The sequence below is a fragment of the Streptomyces sp. NPDC058534 genome (assembly GCF_042717365.1).
In the GTDB taxonomy this organism is placed as follows: domain Bacteria; phylum Actinomycetota; class Actinomycetes; order Streptomycetales; family Streptomycetaceae; genus Streptomyces.
This window is the reverse complement of the sequence record NZ_JBHXNW010000015.1, coordinates 1-21,295: the sequence shown is the minus strand read 5'-3', so window position 1 is coordinate 21,295 and position 21,295 is coordinate 1. Positions and strand designations below refer to the sequence as shown.

The window sequence follows — 21,295 nt, the reverse complement described above, 5'->3', positions numbered from 1 at the left end:
TGCCCGAACCTGTCCCGCCCTCCGCCGCAGTGTCCGCCCGCATGAGCCGCCAGGGCTCTCGCGACACAGCCCCGGAGGTAGCGGTGCGACGACTACTCCACGCGTCGGGATTGCGCTATCGCGTGAACGTGCCGGTACCGGGCATGTCCCGCCGCACGATCGACATCGTCTTCCCCAAGACCAAGGTTGCGATTTTCCTCGACGGTTGCTTCTGGCACGGCTGCCCTCAGCACGCCACACAGCCGAAAGCGAACGCCGAGTGGTGGCGGAGCAAGCTCGACAAGAACATGTCCCGTGATGCCGAGACGACCAGGCATTTGCAGGACGAGGGGTGGACGGTCCTTCGGTTTTGGGAGCATGAGGCGCCGAATGACGTGGCAACCGCGGTGAGAGCGGCCGTTCTCTCAGCTCAGGCGTCGTAGCTGATCAGTGAAGCCGTCCTGAGAATCCGGGACGCAGGTATGGGGGGACGCATTGAAGAGGCTGACTTCGGTCGACGTGTGCTCCGGTGCGGGAGGTCTTGCGCTGGGTCTGGAGCAAGCGGGCTTTGACCCCGTGCTCCTCTTGGACAGCAACAAGCAGGCATGCGAGACCCTCCGACACAACAGACCGTCGTGGAACGTTCTCGAAATGGATCTCCTGGATTTCGACCCTATCGAGCACCAGGTGAGCTACGACGTAGACCTTCTGTCGGCCGGCCTGCCACGGGTAAGGTCGTCTGCGACGACGAAACGGGCAGAAACAGGGCAGGAACTCAAACTCCTCAAGGCAACCATTTATCTGGCGCACGCGGTTCGACCGCGCGCTCTTCTGATCGAGAACGTCCCAGAACTGGTGAACGGCACCGCCTTCGACGAGGTACGCGACTTCATCCGAGGTGAGCTTCTGCACCTCGGCTACGGATTTCACTGGTTCATCGTCAACGCCGCTGATTTCGGGGTCCCGCAAGATCGACGGCAGGGAGTGATGGTGGCCCTCAAAGATCCGTTCGCCGACCGGTTCCGCGCACCGGAGACCACCGTGGGCAAACACGTCACCGTGGGTGAAGCCCTGCGCTCGTCGATGTCAGAACGCGGATGGACCGGGGCCGATGAATGGGCACAGCAGGCGAACCGCGTCGCACCAACCCTCGTGGGCGGCTCGGAGAATCGCGGCGGTGCCGACCTGGGTCCGAGCGGCACCAAAAAGGCCTGGGCCCGCATGGGCGTCAACGCCGTCTCGCTGAGCGACGAGGTGCCCGGCCCGGACGGCACTCAGGAGTCGGACAACTCCGGATCTCCGTTGAAGAAGATCACCGTCGACCAGGCAGCGCTTCTTCAGTCCTTCCCCAAGGACTGGGAGATCGCCGGTCGGAAAACAGTCCGGTACCGGCAGATCGGCCACGCCTCTCCTCCGCCGGTGGGGGAAGCGCTCGGTTTGGCCATCGCCCGCACACTGCGCCCCTGAACGACGAATCCGCAGGTCACAAAGAAGCCGCGGACCATCGAGCGGGTGCCTGGTACAAACCGCGCACATGGCTGCCGGCCGGCTACACTTCCACCTCATGACCCGAGCACCACATCAGGACGCACCGGTGATCGTTGACCTCTTCGCGGGCCCGGGCGGCCTGGACATCGCCGCGGAGGTGCTCGGAGTGCCCGCAATTGGTGTGGAGTGGGAGAAGTCGACCCGCGCGACGCGGGATGCCGCCCACCTTCGCACTACCGCGGTCGGCGACGTGGCGAAGGTGAACCCACTCGATCCCGAGGTTCGCTCAGCCCGCGTCCTGGCCGGTGGCCCGCCCTGTCAGACGTATTCGGTGGCGGGTAACCGCGAGGGCCACAAAGCCCTCGACGAGGTTGTGGACCTGGCCGAGCTGGTGGGCAGCAGCAAGACCGTCGGGGCGCTGGAGAAGTCCTGGGCGGAAGTGGAACGGAGAGCCGTCGACCTGGAATGGGCCGACGAGCGCACAGGCCTCGTACTCCAACCTCTGCGGTGGATCGTCGAGAAGAGGCTCAAGTCCGATCCCTACGAAGTGGTGGTGTTGGAGCAGGTTCCCACCGTTTTTCCAGTGTGGAAGAAGTACCGCGAGATCCTTCGCGACCTTGGGTACGACGCGGAGTGCGATCTGCTGCACACCGAGGAGTACGGGGTACCACAGACGCGTCGCCGCGCGGTATTGATCGCCCGTTACCGAGGAAGCGGAAGAGGCCGGAGTCTGGAGTTCCCGCCCCTCACACATCAGCGCTACCGAAAGGGAGCGACGCGTCTCCCCGTGGAGCGGATCACGGGTACCACGAACGCACTGCAGCAGAACTCCCTCTTTGGTTCCCAGACCCCGCCCTCGGTCGGACCGTGGGTCTCCATGGGAGACGCGCTCAAGGAATCGCGCGCCTCGGACTTCGTCGTACGTTCCAATTACGGCTCGGGCGGAGACCCCAAGAAGCGAGGGCTTCGCGTCTCCGACGCGCCGGCGGCCACCATCACCGGCAAGGTTCGCCGCAACACGGTCTTCGACCTCAAGGGGTACGACCGGGACGGTGAACCGGAGCTGGGTCCGGAACAGGACCGTTTCAGTTTTCGCGAAGCAGGCCTGCTGCAAACCTTCCCGGCCGAGTACCCCTGGCGCGGCACGGATGTCGCACAGCAAATCGGTAACGCGATCCCGCCCCTGCTGGGCGTACACATCCTGTGCACAGCACTGGAACTGGGCGAGGAGCGCAGAGAGCAAGCCATCAGGACGCTCAAGACCTGGCGCCCTTCTCAGCCCTAGGGTCTGTTGTCCGCGAACGAGACGGCCGAGGCGGTCCGGATCACTCCTCCTCCGCGTCCTCCTCCTGTCCGCGTACTCGCGCGTCGGCGAACAGATCCACGAAGAGGGCGGTCAGGCGCCCCACGGACTCCTCGGGGGCGGGCTCCTCGGTGGGGCCGAGGGGAAGGGGGCGGTGATGCACGGAGTGCCCCTCTTCCGCCTCGTCGATCCATCTTCGTAGCGCCCCGGCGTCCCGCTCCGCGTCCGGCGCGATCACGTCGTACATCAAAGTCGCGGCCGCAGCGTTGACGGCCTTGCCCAACGCGTTCGCCTCCCTCCCGGTCCGAACGACGTCCCGCCGCAACATTCGGACCAATGCCTGGGCCGTCGGCCTGTGGTCGATCACGTCCAGCCGCAGAACCGTGTTCAACATGTCCTGGTTACCGCAGGCGGCCACGACAGGTTCGTAGTCGGTCCCGTTTCTGAAAAGCTCCGCCGACCACCAGAGCCGGGCGAAGGCCTGCTTGTGGTGAGGCCCCTTGAAATACCGTGCGTTGACGGACCTCTTGTTCTCCGAGAAGTGCCGCCACACGACGAAGTCGGGGGCCACACCGAGTGCCACGTAATTCCACAACGCGGCGTCCGCGGCCTCTTCACGGGTCAGGCGAAGAATCGCGTGCAACCGTGGCGCGAGCCAGGCATCGGCCTGCGTCGGCCTGTCATCCCGGTAGATGTACATCGCGTCGTCGATCAGGTCCCGAACGGCGCGAAGTCGCATCCGCGGGCTCTCCGGCAGCGGTTCGGTCGTCTGGTTGAGAGTGATCGCCGGGACATTGTCCTTGCCGGACAGCAACCCGTCGGCGATGAACCTCGCCGCGTTCTCGTCCGCGAGCCGAGCCAGATACTCGGGCAGATGGTCGGGCCTCTCCGTCACACCTCGTCCTCACGCTTGAGCTTGTTCAGGCCGCGTACGGTCTCCGAGAGCGCCCTGGGCACCTCGGCCCTGCGCATGGCCGCGTACTGAACACGCGGCTGCAGTTCGGTCCAGCCCATCACGCCCACACGCCGGCGGTGCACCTCGCGCAAGGCGTCCTCGAGTGACCGGTCCGGCACCACGTCCGGCAGCATCTCCCTGAGCACCTCACCCTGCCAACCGTGCGGGAACAACGGCGTGCCGTCGTCCTCGATCTCCAGATCGCCGATAGCCGAGTGGAACACGGCGATCCACACGTCGGCGGCCATCTGGGACACCATGAGTTCGTTGACCAGGCCCTCGGGCCCGCGCCCCTCGGCGCTCAGGACGTCGGTGATGCCCTCGAAGTCGGTATTGATGTGCACAGTGGGCAGTCTTCCCGACGCGTTCACGATCCATGGAGCGTCGACGAAGTTCCGCAGCCACTGTGGGCCCTTCGCGAAACCCACTTCCTTGATGTCGAAGCTCTGTTCACGTGTCGGGATGTCGCCCCTGGTGTCGACGACCCAGTCGTCCGCCGCCTCCGCGACGATCCGTCCGGGCACGCCCTCGACCGTCGCGACGACCTGGACCGTCAGTGTGGCTCGCTCGAAGACGTCGGCGCGTAGCACCTGGAGGTCGCCACGCCATTCACGACCGCCCTCCGTCTCCGCAGCGAGTTTCGCCGTGACCCGGGTGTTCGTGGTCCTGTCCGTGAGCACCGCGACCGCCACCACCTCCGACCAGGGGCTTCCCGGTTCCGTGGCCTTGGAGGGGATCGTCGCCGAAATCGTCAGTGTGGCCGTCTCCCAGTCCTCCGTCTCCGCCAGGCCTAGCGCGACGACCCGCTCGACCACGGAGCGGGCGCGGGAGTCGAGTTGTTCACGAGGCTGTTCGGGCGCCTTGACCCTCGCCGCGTCCACGCGCAGGGAAACCGTGCCACGCAGGCGCGGATACGGGAAAGCCTTCACGACGACACCTCTCCTTCGACAGCACGCAGTTCAACCACGAGGCCACTCAGACTCGTTCTTACGGCGTGTGTCGTCGGGTCGGTCACACCACGGAACGTCGCGGAACGGGCCTTCTCGGCGAAGCGCAGTGTGTCGTCCACGACCTCGCAGTTGTCCACCCCCACGATCTCGGCCCACGCGATGGTGGGCCGGGGGCCGGAACGCACCTCGAACTTGGCCACCGGGGCAAGCCTCCAGACGTGGCCCCCGGCGGGGATCCTGATCTCCCCGGTCACCTGCCAGGCTCCACCGTCGAGCACCTGGGCGTCCAGTTCCTCCAGCACCGGCAGGGTCGCTGCCGACAGACGGGCCCGCTTCGTCCTCGTGCCGACGGTCAGCTTCGGGGCCAGACGTCCTCCGCCCGCCTTCGGCTTCTTCTTGGGGCGGGACACCAACTGTTTGATCGCCGCGTTGGTCTCTCGGGTGAGAGTGGCGATCCGCCGGTAGGCCGAGGGCGAGTAGGTGAGGGTCAGCTCCTCGGTCTGGCCCCACTTGTTGTGCTCCGGAGGCTCGGCGGCCCGCAGGAACACGTCCGCCTCGGCCGCGTACGGAGCTCGCGGCCCCGCGGCCTCACCGGCCAACAGCACGGCCTGGAAGGGGTTGACGGACAGGGAAAGCCCGGGAACGGCGGCGTCCCTCACCGTCATGCGGTTGCCACGCATCGCCACGACGCGGTTGGGCCTTCCGTCCATGTCCTCGGCATCGGTCACCAGGAGTACGGCGCGGTGCTCTCCCGTAGAACCTCTTGCGCCCCCTGCGACCGGAACACTCATGGGAACGGTGGTGGCCACGACCTGGCCGGACTCCGTGAGTTGATCGACGGTCGTGCCGTCCAGGAACGCCTTCAACGCCCGCGTGCGGGACGGTTGGGTCACGGTGGGGTCTACACGTTCCTCGGGAACGACCACGCCGCCGTTGCGCAGGGTGCGCACGGAGGCCTCCAACAACGGCAGTCGGTCACCGCCACCCGTCATCGCGGCCCAGAAGTTCCGGCCCAGAGCCTGGACCAGTCTCCGGTGCATCCCCTGGATGCTGAAGTCGTCACCGGCCTCGTCGTCCTCGGACACCCGACTCGCATCGACGAGACCGGCCACGTCGTGTGCACCCACGATGAGGAACGACGTTCCGGGCTCGCCGCTCTCCCGGGTGAGATGAAGCGATTCGACGGTCTCCTCGTCCGCCCACCAGGACCGGGCCACCGCGGCCCCCGGGGAGTCGGGGTCGGGCCGTCCCAACCAGGCCGGCCCCGCCCACGCCCGATCGCCGACGCGCCGCCACGGCAGGTCGAGCCGACCGACGAGGCGACGCTCGGTGCGGCCCTCGTGCGGTTCCGACAACGTGGAGTTGATGAGAACCAGTCCGAGCCGACTCGTGGCCCACAGGGTCGCCTTGCCCAAGCCGTACGAACCACCCGCCGACTTGCCGGACTTGTGGCTGTCGAGCTGCCGTCGCACCACTGCCGCGAAGCGACCGTCCTCGTAGTCGTCACCTGTCAGGCCCGCGGCGTTGTAGTCGTCCACTCGCAGCAGCACGAGACGGTCGTGGTCGTACATGTCGCGCAGCCCGGCGTCGATGACCCGGCCGACCTTCTGGTCCTGGGTGGCAGCCACCTCGTAGTGCGGAAAGAGGTCGTCCCACTGGATCGCCTGCCGGAACCGCGCGAGCTTCTCACCGGTGAGTTCGTGCAGGGTGTAACGCACCCGCACGGGCTGTCCGTTGGCGGTGAGGCGCTCGTCCAGGCTGTTCTGGCAGGTTTCCCGAGCCAGCACTTCGACATCGGCTTCGAAGGCGAACGCGGCGGCGTTGCCCAGCTCGCGACCGCCGTCGGCGTGACCGGGGCGGTGGTACCAACCGACGGGGAGGCCGGCCTGAGTGTCCGTCGTACGGGTGTGAACCGTGGCCAGGTCGGTGTTCAGCGCGAGCGCGATACGTTCGATGGTCTCGGGCCGAGGGGCGGCGCGCCCGGTGATCCACGCGGAGACCGCCGCGCGTGTCACTTCCACCTCCTGGGCCAGTTCGGTCTGCGTCATGTCGGCGAGCTTCAACTGCCGCGCCAGCCATGGACCGAAGTCCTCACCTGCGTCCACGGTCACCTGCTCTCGGGTCTTGGTCCGCTTGCGTCGGACAGCAGACCCACCCTACCCGCTGCCGTTTGACAGCCGGTAACCTGTCAAACGACCTTTGACACGCCCCGACCCCAACCCAGGACTCACCGGTTGGATCAGGCACCAAAAGTCCGTTCCGTCCGATTTATTGCTCGCGAATTCATCATCGAACCCCCTTGCGCCCCCTCGAAACAGCCGGGTACGGTCATTTTCGCGGCCCCACCCGTCTCAGAAGAATCCATTCTTCGACGTTTTTGGTAGAGGTGTGCCGCCATTCTCCTTATGCGCTCGACGGCGGCATCACAAGCAGTGGCACGCAGGGCTCACCTTTCCTCGCGCCCCACCCCCGTCCCTCGTTCTCGTGATTCTCGCCGCCTCGGAACACCTTGTTCGAATTGACCAGTAGTTTCCTCGGGAGCGGCACGTGCACCGCCGCAACCGTCGTCATTGCAACCGCGTCCGTTTGATCAACTGCGCGTGTTGCCACCCGCATCACCTTGACACCCAGGCCCCATCACCTCGGATCGGAGTCCAGTGCATCCCGAACTGACCCCCGTGCTCAAAACCGTGGTCGAGCAGTCCTCGCGCGTTCTTCAGACATACGCGGTGGACCCCGGTCTCATTCCGGAGCACGCAAACGGAGAAAGGCGGATCACCCAGGGTGGATACGGTGATCGGCAGCTCTTCGAGCTCGTGCAGAACGCTGCGGACGAGATCGCGGCGGAGCCCGGTGGTCGTAATCACGTCGTCTTGACGGACACCCATCTCTACTGCGCGAACGAAGGAACGCCGGTCACCCCGGAAGGGGCCGAGACGATTCTCCGGATGAGCATGTCGCGGAAACGCGGTGGGCAGATCGGGCGCTTCGGGGTCGGCGTGAAGTCCGTGCTCGTGGTGACCGATGCCCCGCAGTTCTTCAGCCGGACCGGATCCTTCGGGTTCGACCGGGAGTGGGCGTATGCCCAGATCCGCTCCGTTCCCGAGGTCGGGGCCCGACTCGGGGAGGAGTTCGAGGCCCCGGTGCTACGCATGGCACGCCCGCTGGACGTGGCCGCGGAGCGATCCGCCGACCGCGTACTCGACGAACTCCTGGACTGGGCGACCACGGTCGTCCGCCTGCCGTTACTCGACGGCGCCGCCGAACGGCTCGGCCAGGACATGCACGGCGGACAGTCGACCGGTGGTCGAGAGGAGTTTCCGGTCGGGTTCCAGCTCTTCTCGCCACACGTGGCCAAGGTGATCCTTGAGGATCGTCGTCCGCGCCCCGTCGTGCGACGCACTCTCACCGTCGAGCGGGAGCGGGAGCAGCACGTCGTCCACGAGGAGCGCACCGGCAGGACCCCCTCGGCCGGCCGGTGGCGCGTGTTCACCCTCACGCACGAGCCCACCGTCGAGGCCCGTGCCGGCGCGGGTGAGCTGCACGACCGCGTCTCCCTCGACCTCTCGTGGGCCGTGCCGGAGTACGAGAAGGATGCTGCTGGGCTTCTGTCCTCGCCCCGGGGCCGGGGGCGGTTCTGGTCGTTCTTCCCGACCAAGTACGAGATGACGCTGAGCGGCATCCTCAACGGAGCCTGGAAGACCAACGAGGACCGACAGAACCTGCTGGACTCCTCACCGTTCAACCAGGAGATGATCCGTGTCGCGGCCCGGCTGGTGGTCGAGTCGCTGCCGAAGCTGGCCCCCGCCGAGGACCCGGCCGCGTACCTCACTCTCCTCCCCGGACGCCCGCGTGAATCGGAGACCGTCAGTTGGGCGGACCGCTACCTCACCGAGCAGATCTGGGGAGCCACGGCCCACCGTCCGTCGCTGCCCGACCAGGACGGCATACTGCGGGTTCCCCGCGACCTGCGGATCCACCCGTCGCTCGGCAAGGACAACCAGTCGCTGCTCCGTTGGCTGAACCTGTGGAACTCGTACTCCGGTCGACCCGCAGACTGGCTCCACCCGTCCGTGGAGGCCAACACGTTGCGCTCCGGCAAGGTGGAGCATGTCCTCAAGACGTCCAAGCGTGAACGTGCCTCGGTGCGCGAGTGGTTGGAGGCCCTGGTCGCCGACGGTAGTGCCGGCGCGTCTGCGACAGCCATCCGTATCGTCGCCGACATGGTCCAGTCGGCGTCTCCTTACGCGGACGAGGCCCGTGCCGCTCGGACCGTGCTGACGGAAGAGCACGGCATGGTGGCGCCGGTGGTCGGCAAAGTGTTCCGACGCACCGACCAGGACGGCCTGCGCGAGTCCCTCGTGTATGTCGACACGGCCCTGTCCGAGGACCCGTCGCTCGCGAGCGCCCTCGCCGTTCTCGGCATCCGGGACGCCGACGTACGGGGTCGCTTCGTCAGCGTCCTGGATCAGGGCTTCGCGCCGTACGGGCCCCAGGAGTGGACCCGGTTCTGGGAACTGTTCCACCAGGCCGGCAGCAGCCAGCTCTCGCACGAGGTGATCCGGCGCGTGACCAACCCGTCGTCGACGCTGCACGTGCGCACTGCGGGCGGCAGCTACCGGGCGATGCGCGACTGCATGCTGTCCGGCCCCGTCGTGACACCGGAGTCGGACCCCTCGGTCACCGTGGACACCCGATTCCACTCCGACGACATGGCCTTCTTCCGCGAGGTCGGGCTGAGCAACCGCCCGACGGGAGGCCACCGCCCCGAGGGCGAGCCGTGGTTCGAGCAGTACCGCGAGACCATGCACAAGGCCTACTGCGGGACCCTGCCCAACCAGGCGTCCCGTCCCACCCTCGCCCGCATGAAGTTGGAGGGTGCCGCGATCGGCGGCCCCCTGCATCTGCTGCCCCAGCTGTCGGACGAGGCGAGGGCCAAGTTCCTCGGAACGCTGCCCGAGGAGGCCCTCGTCGACAACTGGACACTCCAGGTCGGCGCCCAGGTAGCCACCCGCAGGGCGGTGGCCTCACCGATACGCTGGATGCTCAAGCGCCACGGTCGCGTCCCGACATCGCAGGGCATCCGCCCTCTGCACGAGGCGGTCGGTCCCCAGCTCGTCGCCTACAGCGACATGCTGCCGGTCGCGGCGATCAGCGCCGAGAAGGCACGCAAGCTCCGCCTCGCCACGAACATCGAGGAAGTGCCCGACTCGTTCTGGAAACAGCTCCTGGACAAGCTCCAGCACAGCGAGGACGACGCGTTCGTCGGCAACACCTACGTGCTGCTGACGCGTCTCGAGGTCCCCTTCCCCGACGACTCGCTCACCAGGTGCCGCATCGGTGACGAATGGGGCACACGACCGGACGGCGAGATCGCCGTCGCCGCGTCGCAGAACGAGTACCGGGAGCTGCGCTCCGAAGGACTGCCGACCCTGCTGGCCGCATCGTCGGAAGACGCGGCACTGCTGGTGAAGCAGTGGGGGATGCTTCCGTACGCCGATGTGATCAGCCGCGATACCCGACACGAGCCCGCGGGCGAGCCGATGCCGCTCAGCGAGGTCTACCCCACCCTGCGACAGCTTCACGGCTCGAAGGTGGAGCAGTACTCACTGCAGCGTTGCAGGGTCCTCGAAGAGGTGAAGCGCACCCCGAACGGCATGCACCCCACGACGCTGAACAGCAGCCTGCAGGGTTCCACGGTCCTCGTGCTGGAACCGGCCGACGCTCTCGAAGCCCTGATGGCCGTCGACCGGGAGCTGCGTTGGCGCATGGGTGCCGCCGGTTGCAGGCAGGTCCTCGCGGCCCAGCAGCGTCAGGAGGAGGACCAGAAGGTCAAGAGCACGCTGAAGGCCGTGCGCCAGGCCGACGACGTGGTGGACAAACTCCTGCTGCTGTTGGGATCGGAGGCCCTGCGGGACCGCCTTCCGGCCGGCCTGATGGACGGAGAGCGTGCGGAGAACGGCGACGTCGAGCCCGACGGCCTGCGCATCGCGCAGATGGCGGTCAACGCACACGGGGACAGCGTTCTGCAGGTGCACGCCCGCGACCTGCAGGGCCGCTACCCCAGCCATGCCCCGGCGTCCTTCACGGGTGCTTCCAGCGCAGTGGCGTTCGTGGCGGAGTACGGCTTCCCGGACGCCTACGCAGGCTTTCGGACGCCGTCCCTGGACCCACGCATCGACGTGGACGGACCGCGCCACTTTCCTCGCCTGCACGACTACCAGGAACGGCTGGCCGCCAACGTCTTCACCATGCTGGACCGGATGGTCCCGCAGCGCGGCATGCTGTCCCTGCCGACCGGTGCGGGCAAGACGCGGGTCACCGCCGAGGCCGTGATCCGTTGGGTGAAGCAGGTGGGTCGTCTCGACGGACCCATCCTTTGGATCGCCCAGACCGAGGAACTGTGCGAACAGGCCGTGCAGAGCTGGAAGTTCGTGTGGGAGAAGGTCGGCGCCGAAACACCGCTGGCGATCAACCGACTGTGGTCCTCGAACGAGGCCGGCCCGGTCACCGACCGCCCGCAACTGGTCGTCGCCACGGACGCGAAGCTCCAGCAGCCCAACTGTCTCGCCGCCGACGCCTATGCCTGGTTGCGGAGCGCCGCCCTGGTCATCGTCGACGAGGCGCACACCGCCATCACTCCTCGGTACACCGAGATCCTTGCGCACCTCGGTCTGACGGCCGCCCGCACCGATCGTCACCTGCTCGGGCTCACGGCCACACCGTTCCGCAACACCAACCAGGTCGAGACGCGCCGCCTGATCAACCGCTTCGGGGGTCGGCGTCTGGACGAGGGAGTCTTCTCCGACGGCGACGCGTACGCCGAACTGCAGAGGCTCGGCATGCTCGCGCAGGTCGAGCACCGACTGCTGCAGGGCGGCACGATCACCCTGACCAGTGAGGAGAAGGAACGGGCCGAACAGCTCAGCATCCTGTCCAGGGCGGCCGAACAGCGTCTGGCCGACGACCACGACCGCAACACCCGCATCATCGCGGAGATCTCGGACATGCCGAAGGACTGGCCGGTGCTGGTCTTCGCCACGTCGGTCGACCACGCCAAGGTCCTGGCCGCGAAGCTCCGCGACCTGCGGATCACGGCCTCCGCCGTCGACTCGACCACGTCGCCCAACGACCGTCGTCGGCGCATCGACGACTTCCGAGCGGGACGAATCCGCGTACTGACCAACTACGGCGTGCTCACTCAGGGTTTCGACGCCCCCGCCACCCGGGCCGTCGTCGTCGCCCGCCCCGTGTACAGCCCCAACGTCTACCAGCAGATGATCGGGCGCGGACTGCGAGGAACGCTCAATGGCGGCAAGGAGACCTGCCTGATCCTCAACGTCCGCGACAACATCCAGAACTTCGACACCGCCCTCGCCTTCACCCAGTTCGAGCACCTGTGGAGCAGCAAGTGACCGACCCCTACGGCGACAGTCCTCCGCTCACCGACGAGCAGCGGGCCGTGGTCGACCTCCCCTGGGACACTCGCCTGCTGGTCACGGCGGGGGCGGGCTCCGGCAAGACGCACACGGTCGTCCGGCGCCTCGACGCCCTGGTGGGGCACGACGATCCCGAAGAGGCGCTGGAGGCGGGCCAAATCCTCGTCCTGAGTTTCTCCCGCGCGGCGGTCCGTGAGCTGCGGGACCGCATCTCACGGCACGGAGAACGAGCCCGCAGGGTGCGCGTCCAGACCTTCGACTCCTGGGCGTACCAGCTGCTCGTGCAGGCCTACCCCGACGGGGAATGGGCGGCTCGGAGCTTCGACGAACGGATCCGCGCGGCCACGGACGCGATCGAGAAGGGCGCGGTGGAGGCCGGCGAGACGGGGGCTCCCTCGCACGTGGTGATCGACGAGGCGCAGGACCTGGTGAGCGACCGTCGGGACCTCGTGGAGACACTGCTCGACCGTTTCCAGCGTTCGTGCGGGTTCACCGTCGTCGGCGACTCGGCCCAGGGCATCTACGGCTTTCAGATCACCGACCCGAAGGAGCGGGCCGGGGAGACCGACCGCTTCTTCGCGTGGCTGCGCCTGTCCTACGACGACCTCGTCGAACTCGGTCTGACCCGGAACTTCCGGGCGACGACCGCGGAAGCGCGTACCGCCCTCGTCGTCGGCTCCCGTCTGCAGAACCTGGGCGCCACCGAGGACGGCCGGCAGGCAGAGGCCACCACGCTCCACTCCGAGCTTCGCGACCGGCTTCTCGACCTGCCCGATTTGGGTGGCCTGACCGGTGACTTCGCGCTGGAGGCCCTACGGGCGTACCCCGAGACCTGCGCGATCCTGACTCGCGACAATCGCGAGGCCCTCGCCGTCTCGGAGCTCCTGTACGAGCACGGGATAGAGCACACGTTGAAACGCTCGTTGCGGGACAGACCGGTTCCGTACTGGGTCGCCGAGCTGCTTCGCCGGGCGGAGTCCCTGACACTCACCGAGTCCCGCTTTCTGGAGCTGCTCACGGAGATCCCGTTGCCTCCCGCCTCGGATCCCGACCGATGTTGGCGGTCGCTGCGTGCCGCGACCCGACGGACCGGACGCGGCCTCGTCGACGTTGCCGCCGTACGGCGTCTGGTGGCCGAAGGGCGGTTCCCCGACGAGTTGGGCGACCCGGAGACGGCTCGATTGACCGTCTCGACGGTCCACCGGGCCAAGGGCCTGGAGTACGACCGGGTGCTGTTACTCTGTCCGCCCTCCGTCGCCGAGTTGCAGAAGGTCCACGCCGATCTCGACGTACCCGCCGAGGCACGGGCTCTCTACGTGGCGATGACCCGGACCCGCGAGGATCTGTACCACGTGGCCGGCCCTGACACCTCCCGTGTAAGACGCCACCGTCCCACCGGCCGCTGGTACCTGGGGGGCTGGAAGAAGTACCAGCGCTACGGCATCCAGGCGCTGCCCGGCGACACGCACCGCGAGACGCCGCCTGTCCCGCACGACGCGGACACGTCCGCCGCCGAGACTCAGACCTATCTGCTGGAACACGTCCGTCCCGGCGATGCGATGACGCTCCGAAGGCGTCATCCGTTCCCCGCGGGGCCCGACCAGAGCCCGCCGTACGACCTGGTCCACCGCGATCGAATCGTCGGGGAGGCATCCGAACGCTTCCGTCGGGACCTCCACGCCGTGGAGATGGTCTCGCGTTCGTGGGACGTGACCTGGCCCGCGGAGATCCTCGGCCTGCGGGTGGACACGCTGGAGACGGTCGCGGGCAGTACGGCGGCGGGGGCCAATGCCGGACTCGGCGGCAACGGTGTGTGGATCGCCCCTCGCATCACCGGAATCGGAAGATATCGACGCGGCGAACGCGCCGCCGGGGAGGAGCAAGGATGACGAACGAAGAGAGCCGGCATGCCGAGCACTACCGGGTCCGTAAGGAACTGGTGGGCGGGCTGCGCCGCGAGCTCCTCGGACCCGATGTCGAGGCGAGGGACGACCCGGTCGAGGTTCTCACCCAGGACGCCCCGATCACGCGCTATCCGATCGGTGTGCTCTACCCGAGAGCCGCCGGCCAGGAGGCTCGCCTGCGGGTGCGGGAGGACGCCGCCGAGCAGGAGGGGCTGGACGAGGTCCCGCTGCTCGGCAAGGACGACACGGAGGCGGCCGAGGGCTCCGACAGGCCACCGGCCTCGGCCGACCGACGTCCTTCCACCATGGGTCTCACCTTCGCCGTGGCACCCGAGATCAGCCCTGAGATCGTGATCTCCGCACGAGCCGCCGTGTACGACCCCGTGGACGCCGACGGTCGCCCCGTGTCCGCCCGACGAGCGGAGGCGCGATCCACCAACGATCAACGCGAGAACTGGCGGCGCCGGGAACTGGAGCTGCCGAGCGAGACCGTTGACATCACGGCACCCGGTGTAGTCGCTCCCGCTCCCGCTCTCGCCGACGGAGTGGAGTTGCACGTTCTCGTGCGGCCGATCGACGTGTCCTCCGGCACCGTGACCGTCACCGTCACACTGATCAACAAGCACACGGTGGGCGAGCGGGAACTCCAGGACGCGTTCGCCCTGTTCCAGCCCGGTCTGCGGATTCGGGCGAGCAACGGCGGTTCCGCCTTCGTCGAACGTCCCGCCAAGGTGTCCGCCGTCGACTCGGAGCTGGCGACAAGTCGTTTGCTGTACCGTCACGCCCCCACCTTCGCGGTGGGGCACGGCTGCGCCGCCGACTGGGACTGGACACCGCCACCGATCGGGCTGACCGACATAGAGCGTGCGGGTGTCACAGAGGTTCGCTCCGAGTTCGTGCCCACGCACGAGGTGCTGTTGACCGACTCCAATCCGGAGATCGACAAGCTCTGCGGTTCCGCACTCGGCATGCTCGGCCTCGCCGAGGCCCCCGAAGCCGAGGTGCTCGACGCCTTGCGCGGACTGGCCCGCGGATACGAGCAGTGGATCGAGGCCAAGGCGTCGGAGGCCGCGGCCCTCTCCGGGACCACGTACGAGAAGGCCGCGCTCGCCCAACTCGACGCCTGCCGTGAGGCCCTCGGTCGGATGCGTGAGGGCATCCGTGTCCTGACGGACAAGCCGGAGGTCATGGAAGCCTTCAGGCTGGCCAACCGGGCCATGGCGGAGCAGCGGGCACGCAGCGCTTGGGTGAAGGGCGGTCGTGAGGGCACTCCCGACATGGCCAAGCAGCGCTGGCGACCGTTCCAGATCGCCTTCATCCTGCTGTGCCTGTCCGGCATCGAGGATGCGAACCACGCCGATCGCGGCATCTCGGACCTGCTGTGGTTTCCCACCGGTGGTGGCAAGACCGAGGCCTATCTCGGACTGATCGCCTTCACCACGTTTCTGCGCCGGTTGCGCAAGAAGACCGCCGGCGGCGGCGTCACCGTGCTCATGCGCTACACGCTGCGCCTGCTCACCCTGCAGCAGTTCGAACGCGCCACGATCCTCATCTGTGCCATGGAGAAGATGCGGCTGGCCGCCCCCGACCGTCTGGGCGACGACGTCATCTCGATCGGCATGTGGGTCGGCAAGTCGGCGACGCCGAACGACCTCAAGACGGCCGCCGGGAAGCTGGACAAGCTGCGTGGAGGGCAGAGCCTGCAGACCGAGAACCCGGTGCAGCTCCATGCGTGTCCCTGGTGCGGCACGGCCATGGACGCCCACGACTACACGGTGGACGAGGACGACGAGCGCATGGACGTGTGCTGTCCGAACACCGACTGCGACTTCGCCTCCGGCCTCCCTGTGCACTTGGTCGACCAGACCGTCTACAAGGCCCGCCCGACGCTGGTCATCGCGACGGTCGACAAGTTCGCCTCCATGCCGTGGCGCAAGGAGACGGCCGCGCTGTTCAACCGGGACCGCTCCAAGGACCCCACTCCGCCTCCCGAGCTGATCGTCCAGGACGAGCTCCACCTGATCTCGGGCCCGCTCGGCACGCTGACCGGTCTGTACGAGACAGCCGTCGACGCACTCGCCGACCAGCCGAAGGTGATCGCCTCCACTGCGACCATCCGCCGGGCCTCCGAGCAGGGACGCAACCTCTTCGACCGGGACGTGCGTCAGTTTCCCCCGGCCGGCCTGGACGCCCGTGACTCCTGGTTCGCGGTGGAGACCGATCCCTCGGAAAAGGCCAGCCGCCGCTACATCGGCCTGCTCGCCCCGGGGACCAGCCAGTCGACCCTTCTCATCCGTACCTACGCCGCCCTGCTGCACCAGGCCATGCGTACGGAGACGAGCGACCAGGTCCGGGACGCGTACTGGACCCTGGTCGGCTACTTCAACAGCCTCCGCCTGCTGTCGGCCGCCGAACTCCAGGTGAACGACGACGTCGAGGACTATCTGCGTCTCCTCGCCGACCGTGACGGCACGCCGGTACGCCCCTCCAACCGCTACTCGGAGCTGACCAGTCGGGTCGACGCGAGCCTGATCCCCGCCCGGCTCAAGGAGATCGAGAAGCGCTACCCGAGTCCCGACGTCCGTGACGTCCTCCTGGCCACCAACATGATCGCTGTCGGCGTCGACATCGACCGCCTCGGCCTGATGGCTGTCATGGGCCAGCCCCAGACCACGGCCGAGTACATCCAGGCCACCAGCCGCGTGGGGCGTGCCCATCCGGGACTCGTCGCCGTGATGCTCAACAGCATGCGTCCTCGTGACCGCTCGCACTACGAGGGCTTCCTGCACTTCCACTCCGCGCTGTACCGCGAGGTGGAATCGACATCGGTCACACCGTTCTCCGCCCGGTCCCGCGACCGGGGTCTGCACGCCGTGGTCGTGGCCCTGGCCCGCATCCTCATTCCCGAAGCCCGCGAGAACGACGCGGCCGGTCGGATCGACGCGTACGTGGACCGACTGAAGTCGGAGATCAAGCCACTGCTGACAAGTCGAGTCTCCGGAATCGACGGGGGCGAGCTGCAGGACACGTCCGACGCGTTCGACGAGTTCGTCGACTGGTGGCAGAGCGAGGCGAGCGCGTACGGCGGGCTGTTGTACGAACCCCGCCGTGGCAACCCCACTCCCGCACTCCTCAAACCGTACGACGACGAGTCCGAGGGCGACGCCTGGCCCACCATGTGGAGCCTGCGCGACGTCGACGCCGAGTCCGCTCTCTTCCTGGAGGCTTCCCGATGACCCCACCCCCCGCGCGGCGCCGTCGTCGCTCCGACGGCGACTCGGCCGCACCGCGTCTCGCTCTTCCCCGTCGTGGGTCCGTTCGCCGTTCGCAGATGATCACCACGTACGGCGTGGGATCGCTCGTCGCGGTCGACAACGAGTCGTTCGTCGTCTCCGGCATCGACGACGCCCACCGGAGCTGGACCCTCGACGAAGCACCGATCATCCACGAGCACCGTCTGGCCCACGTGCTGGGCGTGCGCCACTTCCGACTGCCGCCGGCCTCCGAGGACACCAGCAAGGACGGTGTACGCGTCCGCCGTTTCCCGCTCTGGCACTCGTGCCCGTCGTGCCAGTCCCTGCAGCATGTGCGAGGCTTCAATCCGCCTCCCGGGAAGAACGTCTGCACGGACTGCGACGACGAGCCGCTGGTCCCGTCCCGCTTCGTCATGGCCTGCGAGGACGGTCATCTCGACGACTTTCCCTACTGGAAGTGGCTGCACCGCAAGAACCGGGACGAGGGCGCGACCGGGCTCTGCGGTGGGCGGATGAGCATGCGCTTCTCCGGCCAGAGCGCTTCGCTGCGCTCTGTCCTCGTCTCGTGCACGTGTGGTGTGCCGGAGGCATCCATGGAAGGCGCCTTCCGCCGCTTGGAACTGTTCAACCTCGGGGTGCGCTGCGAGGGCAGGCGGCCGTGGCTCAAGGACGCGCCCGCCGAGTTCTGCACGCAGACGCCGCGTACGCTCCAGCGCGGTTCGTCGTCGGTCTGGCAACCGGTGCTGAAGTCGGCCCTGTCCATCCCCCCGTGGAGCGACGGTCTGGCCGCCAAGCTCTCGAAGCACTGGGACAACCTGCGTGCGTACTCCTCCCGTGTGGAGATCGAGATCTACCTCAAGGGCGCGTTCCCGGGCGACCACTCCGTCCCGGTCGACGCCGTCATGAATCTGTTGGCGGCCGAGCAGGAGGAGGATCCCGCGCAGGAGTCGGAGTCGGACGCGGCTGGGATGAGCCGCTACCAGGCGTTGCGCCTCCAGGAGTACGAGCGCCTCTGCGCGGGCAACGCTCTGCGGGACAAGGGGCGCGAGGAGCAGTTCGTCTGTGAGCCTCCGGTCTCGGACGCGGCGGCCCTCGCACCCTTCGGCGTGGGCCGGCCGATGCTGGTCAAGCGTCTGCGTGAGGTGCGGGCGCTCAAGGCGTTCACCCGCATCGCGGACCCGGAGGCGAGCGTGGAAGGCCACGAGGCCCCGTTGTCCCTGACGCCGACCGACTGGCTCCCGGCGATGGAGGTGCACGGCGAAGGGGTTTTCGTGCGCCTCGACGAGGAACGACTGGACGCCTGGGCGGATTCGGAAGCGGTCGCTGAACGTGTCGAGCAGATGCGCACCTATCACGACCGAGTGTTGAGGGAACGGGCCGTCGATCCCGCGGAGGCGCCCACCTCGCCCGCGACACCCCGCATGGTGCTGCTGCACACGCTGTCGCACATACTCATCAACGAGTGGAGTCTGGAGGCCGGATACCCGGCGGCTTCCCTCCGCGAGCGGCTCTACGCCGACGACACCATGGCCGGATCCCTGATCTACACGGCGACCAGCGACTCCGCCGGAAGTCTCGGCGGACTGGTCGCGCAGGGCGAGCCCCGGCGACTGGCCAACACCCTGCTTTCCGCCCTGCGTCGTGCGCAGTGGTGCTCCGCCGACCCCCTGTGCATGGAGACGGAGACGGGTGGCGCGAACGGCATCAACCGTGCTGCCTGCCACGCGTGCGTCCTGCTGCCCGAGACCAGCTGCGAGCACGGCAACGGCCTGCTCGACCGGGCACTGCTGGTGGGCACCCCCGAAAATCCCGACCTGGGCTTCTTCGCCCACGCACTCGTGCTCTGACACGGCTCAGCCCCAGGAGGCCCGGGTCGCTTCGGTCTCGAAGCGCACCTGGGCCCGGTCCAGTACTTCGTCCACGTCGCGTCCGTGTGCGCTGAGCCAGTGAAGGAGGTCGGCGATGATGTGGATCGCGGCCTCTTCTCCCTTCAGCGCGCCCACCAGGCCGAGGCTTCGTCCGACCTGCTCCTCTCCCACGATTCCGTAGAGACCGTGCATCGCCTCGGTGCGGATCACCCGAGGCCCGCCGTCGTGCTCTCCCGGCGAGGTCGGCCCCGTGGCGATCTCGCACCAGGTCACCTTGCCGTCGCCGAGGAGGCTGACGCCCCAGCGATCGGTGACGGCCGCGACGAGCGCCATGCCTCGGCCGCCCTCCGACTCGACATCCGCGGCGACGAGCGTCGGCAGGGCCCGGGAGTCCGGGTCCCGCACCTCGATGCGCAGGAACGTGCCGTTCATCAGTACGGACAGAGTGGTCGGGGTTCCGACTCCGACGTGACTGATGACATTGGCCACCAGCTCGCTCACGCAGAGTTGAGCCTGGTCCACGAGGTGTCGGAGTCCCCAGTCGTCCAGACACGCCCGCACTTCGCGTCTGAGCGCCGCAACCTCCTCCTCCAGAGCGGTGAACTCCACGACGTACGGGGATCGCACCATGATCGCGTTCGGGGTCACTTCCGGACCTTTCGTCGCTACCGGTCTTCCTCTCCAGGATGGCCGGCACAAATCCCGTCGTGCAATGTGCACGCAGAGAATCCCACCATCGGGTGATTGTCGTCCGATGCGCTTGGCAAGGACACTGAACTCCGTTCGTCACGTGGGAGGTTCGAATGGCCGGTTCGCCAACGGCACGTCGCCGAAGGCTCTCCATCGAGCTGAAGAAGCTTCGGGAGAGGAACGCCTTGACCTGCGCCCAGGTCGGGGCGGCGCTGGACTGGAGCGGTTCCAAGGTCAATCGAATGGAGACCGGCAGCGGGAGAGTTCAACCGTCCGATGTCGATGCTCTGTGTCGCTTCTACGAGACCACCGAAGAACTGCGCGAGTTTCTGAAGTCGCTGGCTCGGCAGGCCAAGACACGCAGCTGGTGGCAGGTCCACGGCTCGGGTGTGCCCGAATGGTTCTCCATCTACATCGGTCTCGAACAGGATGCCTCCACCCTGCGTCAGTACCAGTGCGAGGTGCTGCCCGGCCTGTTGCAGACGGAGCCGTACGCCCGCGAACTCCACACGTGCGGCTCCTACATGCCGCCCGAGGACATCGATCGGGCGGTGCGAGTGCGCCTGGAGCGGCAGTCGATGATCAGCTCACCCGATGCTCCCGACTGCTGGTTCGTCGTGAGCGAAGGAGCGGTACGAAGAGTCATAGGGGATCGCGAGCTGATGCGAGCCCAACTGGAACACGTGTTGGAGGCCGTGCAGCGGCCGAGTGTGACACTCCAAGTGCTGCCGTTCGACGCCGGCACCTGTCCGACCACGGGCCCGTTCACCGTGCTGGGCTTCCCGGACCCGGAGGACCCGGACGTCGTGTATCGGGACGGCATCACCGATGCGATGTACCTGGAGGGCGAACCTCACATCCGGGAGTACAACAGGGCCTTCGACGAGTTGCGGGCGGCGGCCCTGAGCCCACGGCGCACCATGCAGCTGATCAACAGCGTGATGAAGGAGTCGACACGGTGAACACCGATCGCGATGGCCTCGACCGCAAAGGATCGTCGCTCGCTTGGATCAGGTCGTCCTACAGCAACGGCGCGGGAGGCGAATGCGTCGAGTGCGCTGCCGGGGGTGATCGGATATTCGTGCGCGACACGAAGATCGGCGACTCCCTCATGACGTCTGTCGGCGCCGCCGCTTGGCATGCCTTCACGCGGGCAGTGCGTCGGGGCTGAGGGTGACCCCTTTGCCTGAGGCAGCACGGTCACGCACCGATATCGTGGCGCCGCGATGGGCGGAGCCTGCGTCCGGCACCGACCTGTAGGACACTCCACATAGCACAGAGGAGAGCAAGGAGCAGATGATCGTGAGCGCACAGTACGTCGAGACCGGCATTCCGGCGCCGCTGCCCCTGCGGACCATCGGTGACATAAGAGCCGCCCTGCTCGCCGGTCATGGATTCCCCGGCGACAAGGAGGCCTTCGAGACCGATCTGCAGCGCGCACTGGAGGGTTCCACGGAGGCCGACC

At 67.5% G+C, this 21,295-nt stretch carries 13 protein-coding genes; 9 read left to right on the top strand and 4 right to left on the bottom strand.

Annotation, left to right across the window (positions count from 1 at the left end; translation table 11 throughout):
- The first annotated feature begins 41 nt into the window (after nucleotides 1-41).
- The 3 genes from ACFWR9_RS11945 (at nucleotide 42) to ACFWR9_RS11935 (ending at nucleotide 2,752) form a co-directional block, all read left to right on the top strand.
- The gene (locus ACFWR9_RS11945) at nucleotides 42-422 is read left to right on the top strand and encodes a very short patch repair endonuclease (protein WP_383839699.1); all 381 of its coding nucleotides are present in this window, start codon (nucleotides 42-44) and stop codon (nucleotides 420-422) included.
- 52 nt (nucleotides 423-474) lie between these two features.
- Complete coding sequence (locus tag ACFWR9_RS11940) at nucleotides 475-1,446, top strand: DNA cytosine methyltransferase (protein ID WP_383839401.1); 972 nt, start codon at nucleotides 475-477, stop codon at nucleotides 1,444-1,446.
- 97 nt (nucleotides 1,447-1,543) lie between these two features.
- On the top strand, nucleotides 1,544-2,752 hold the full coding sequence (locus ACFWR9_RS11935; RefSeq protein WP_383839398.1) for a DNA cytosine methyltransferase: 1,209 nt from the start codon (nucleotides 1,544-1,546) through the stop codon (nucleotides 2,750-2,752).
- Between the two features lie 40 nt (nucleotides 2,753-2,792).
- On the opposite strand, the gene ACFWR9_RS11930 is transcribed toward ACFWR9_RS11935, so the two are convergent.
- Genes ACFWR9_RS11930 through ACFWR9_RS11920 form a run of 3 tightly spaced genes read right to left on the bottom strand, consistent with a single transcriptional unit; the run spans nucleotide 2,793 to nucleotide 6,780 of the window.
- A complete protein-coding gene (locus ACFWR9_RS11930; RefSeq protein ID WP_383839395.1) occupies nucleotides 2,793-3,665 on the bottom strand; it encodes a DUF6339 family protein in 873 nt (290 codons plus the stop codon).
- Nucleotides 3,662-4,654, bottom strand: coding sequence for a hypothetical protein (locus tag ACFWR9_RS11925; protein WP_383839392.1), 993 nt, complete (start codon nucleotides 4,652-4,654; stop codon nucleotides 3,662-3,664). The genes ACFWR9_RS11930 and ACFWR9_RS11925 overlap by 4 nt, the downstream gene beginning before the upstream one ends.
- Nucleotides 4,651-6,780 carry a helix-turn-helix domain-containing protein gene (locus tag ACFWR9_RS11920; protein WP_383839697.1) on the bottom strand — a complete coding sequence of 710 codons (2,130 nt, stop codon included), beginning with the start codon at nucleotides 6,778-6,780 and terminating at the stop codon, nucleotides 4,651-4,653. Before ACFWR9_RS11920 ends, ACFWR9_RS11925 begins: the two co-directional genes overlap by 4 nt.
- A gap of 552 nt (nucleotides 6,781-7,332) precedes the next feature.
- On the opposite strand from ACFWR9_RS11920, the gene ACFWR9_RS11915 reads away from it, so the two are divergent.
- The 4 genes from ACFWR9_RS11915 to drmB are packed head-to-tail and all read left to right on the top strand — an operon-like array spanning nucleotide 7,333 to nucleotide 19,119.
- On the top strand, nucleotides 7,333-12,090 hold the full coding sequence (locus tag ACFWR9_RS11915; RefSeq protein ID WP_383839389.1) for a DEAD/DEAH box helicase: 4,758 nt from the start codon (nucleotides 7,333-7,335) through the stop codon (nucleotides 12,088-12,090).
- Nucleotides 12,087-14,003: a UvrD-helicase domain-containing protein gene (locus ACFWR9_RS11910; protein WP_383839386.1), complete on the top strand. Its 1,917-nt coding sequence runs from the start codon at nucleotides 12,087-12,089 to the stop codon at nucleotides 14,001-14,003. The genes ACFWR9_RS11915 and ACFWR9_RS11910 overlap by 4 nt, the downstream gene beginning before the upstream one ends.
- Nucleotides 14,000-17,254 carry a helicase-related protein gene (locus ACFWR9_RS11905; RefSeq protein ID WP_383839383.1) on the top strand — a complete coding sequence of 1,085 codons (3,255 nt, stop codon included), beginning with the start codon at nucleotides 14,000-14,002 and terminating at the stop codon, nucleotides 17,252-17,254. The genes ACFWR9_RS11910 and ACFWR9_RS11905 overlap by 4 nt, the downstream gene beginning before the upstream one ends.
- Nucleotides 17,251-19,119: a DrmB family protein gene (gene drmB / locus ACFWR9_RS11900; protein ID WP_383839379.1), complete on the top strand. Its 1,869-nt coding sequence runs from the start codon at nucleotides 17,251-17,253 to the stop codon at nucleotides 19,117-19,119. The genes ACFWR9_RS11905 and drmB overlap by 4 nt, the downstream gene beginning before the upstream one ends.
- Before the next feature lie 6 nt (nucleotides 19,120-19,125).
- Here drmB and ACFWR9_RS11895 read toward each other — a convergent pair whose 3' ends face one another.
- On the bottom strand, nucleotides 19,126-19,788 hold the full coding sequence (locus ACFWR9_RS11895) for an ATP-binding protein (protein ID WP_383839376.1): 663 nt from the start codon (nucleotides 19,786-19,788) through the stop codon (nucleotides 19,126-19,128).
- A gap of 155 nt (nucleotides 19,789-19,943) precedes the next feature.
- Here ACFWR9_RS11895 and ACFWR9_RS11890 point away from each other — a divergent pair, with 155 nt between their 5' ends.
- Together ACFWR9_RS11890 and ACFWR9_RS11885 are read left to right on the top strand one after the other, a co-directional pair.
- Nucleotides 19,944-20,792, top strand: coding sequence for a helix-turn-helix domain-containing protein (locus ACFWR9_RS11890; RefSeq protein ID WP_383839373.1), 849 nt, complete (start codon nucleotides 19,944-19,946; stop codon nucleotides 20,790-20,792).
- Complete coding sequence (locus ACFWR9_RS11885) at nucleotides 20,789-21,001, top strand: DUF397 domain-containing protein (RefSeq protein WP_383839370.1); 213 nt, start codon at nucleotides 20,789-20,791, stop codon at nucleotides 20,999-21,001. Before ACFWR9_RS11890 ends, ACFWR9_RS11885 begins: the two co-directional genes overlap by 4 nt.
- Nucleotides 21,002-21,295 lie beyond the last annotated feature (294 nt).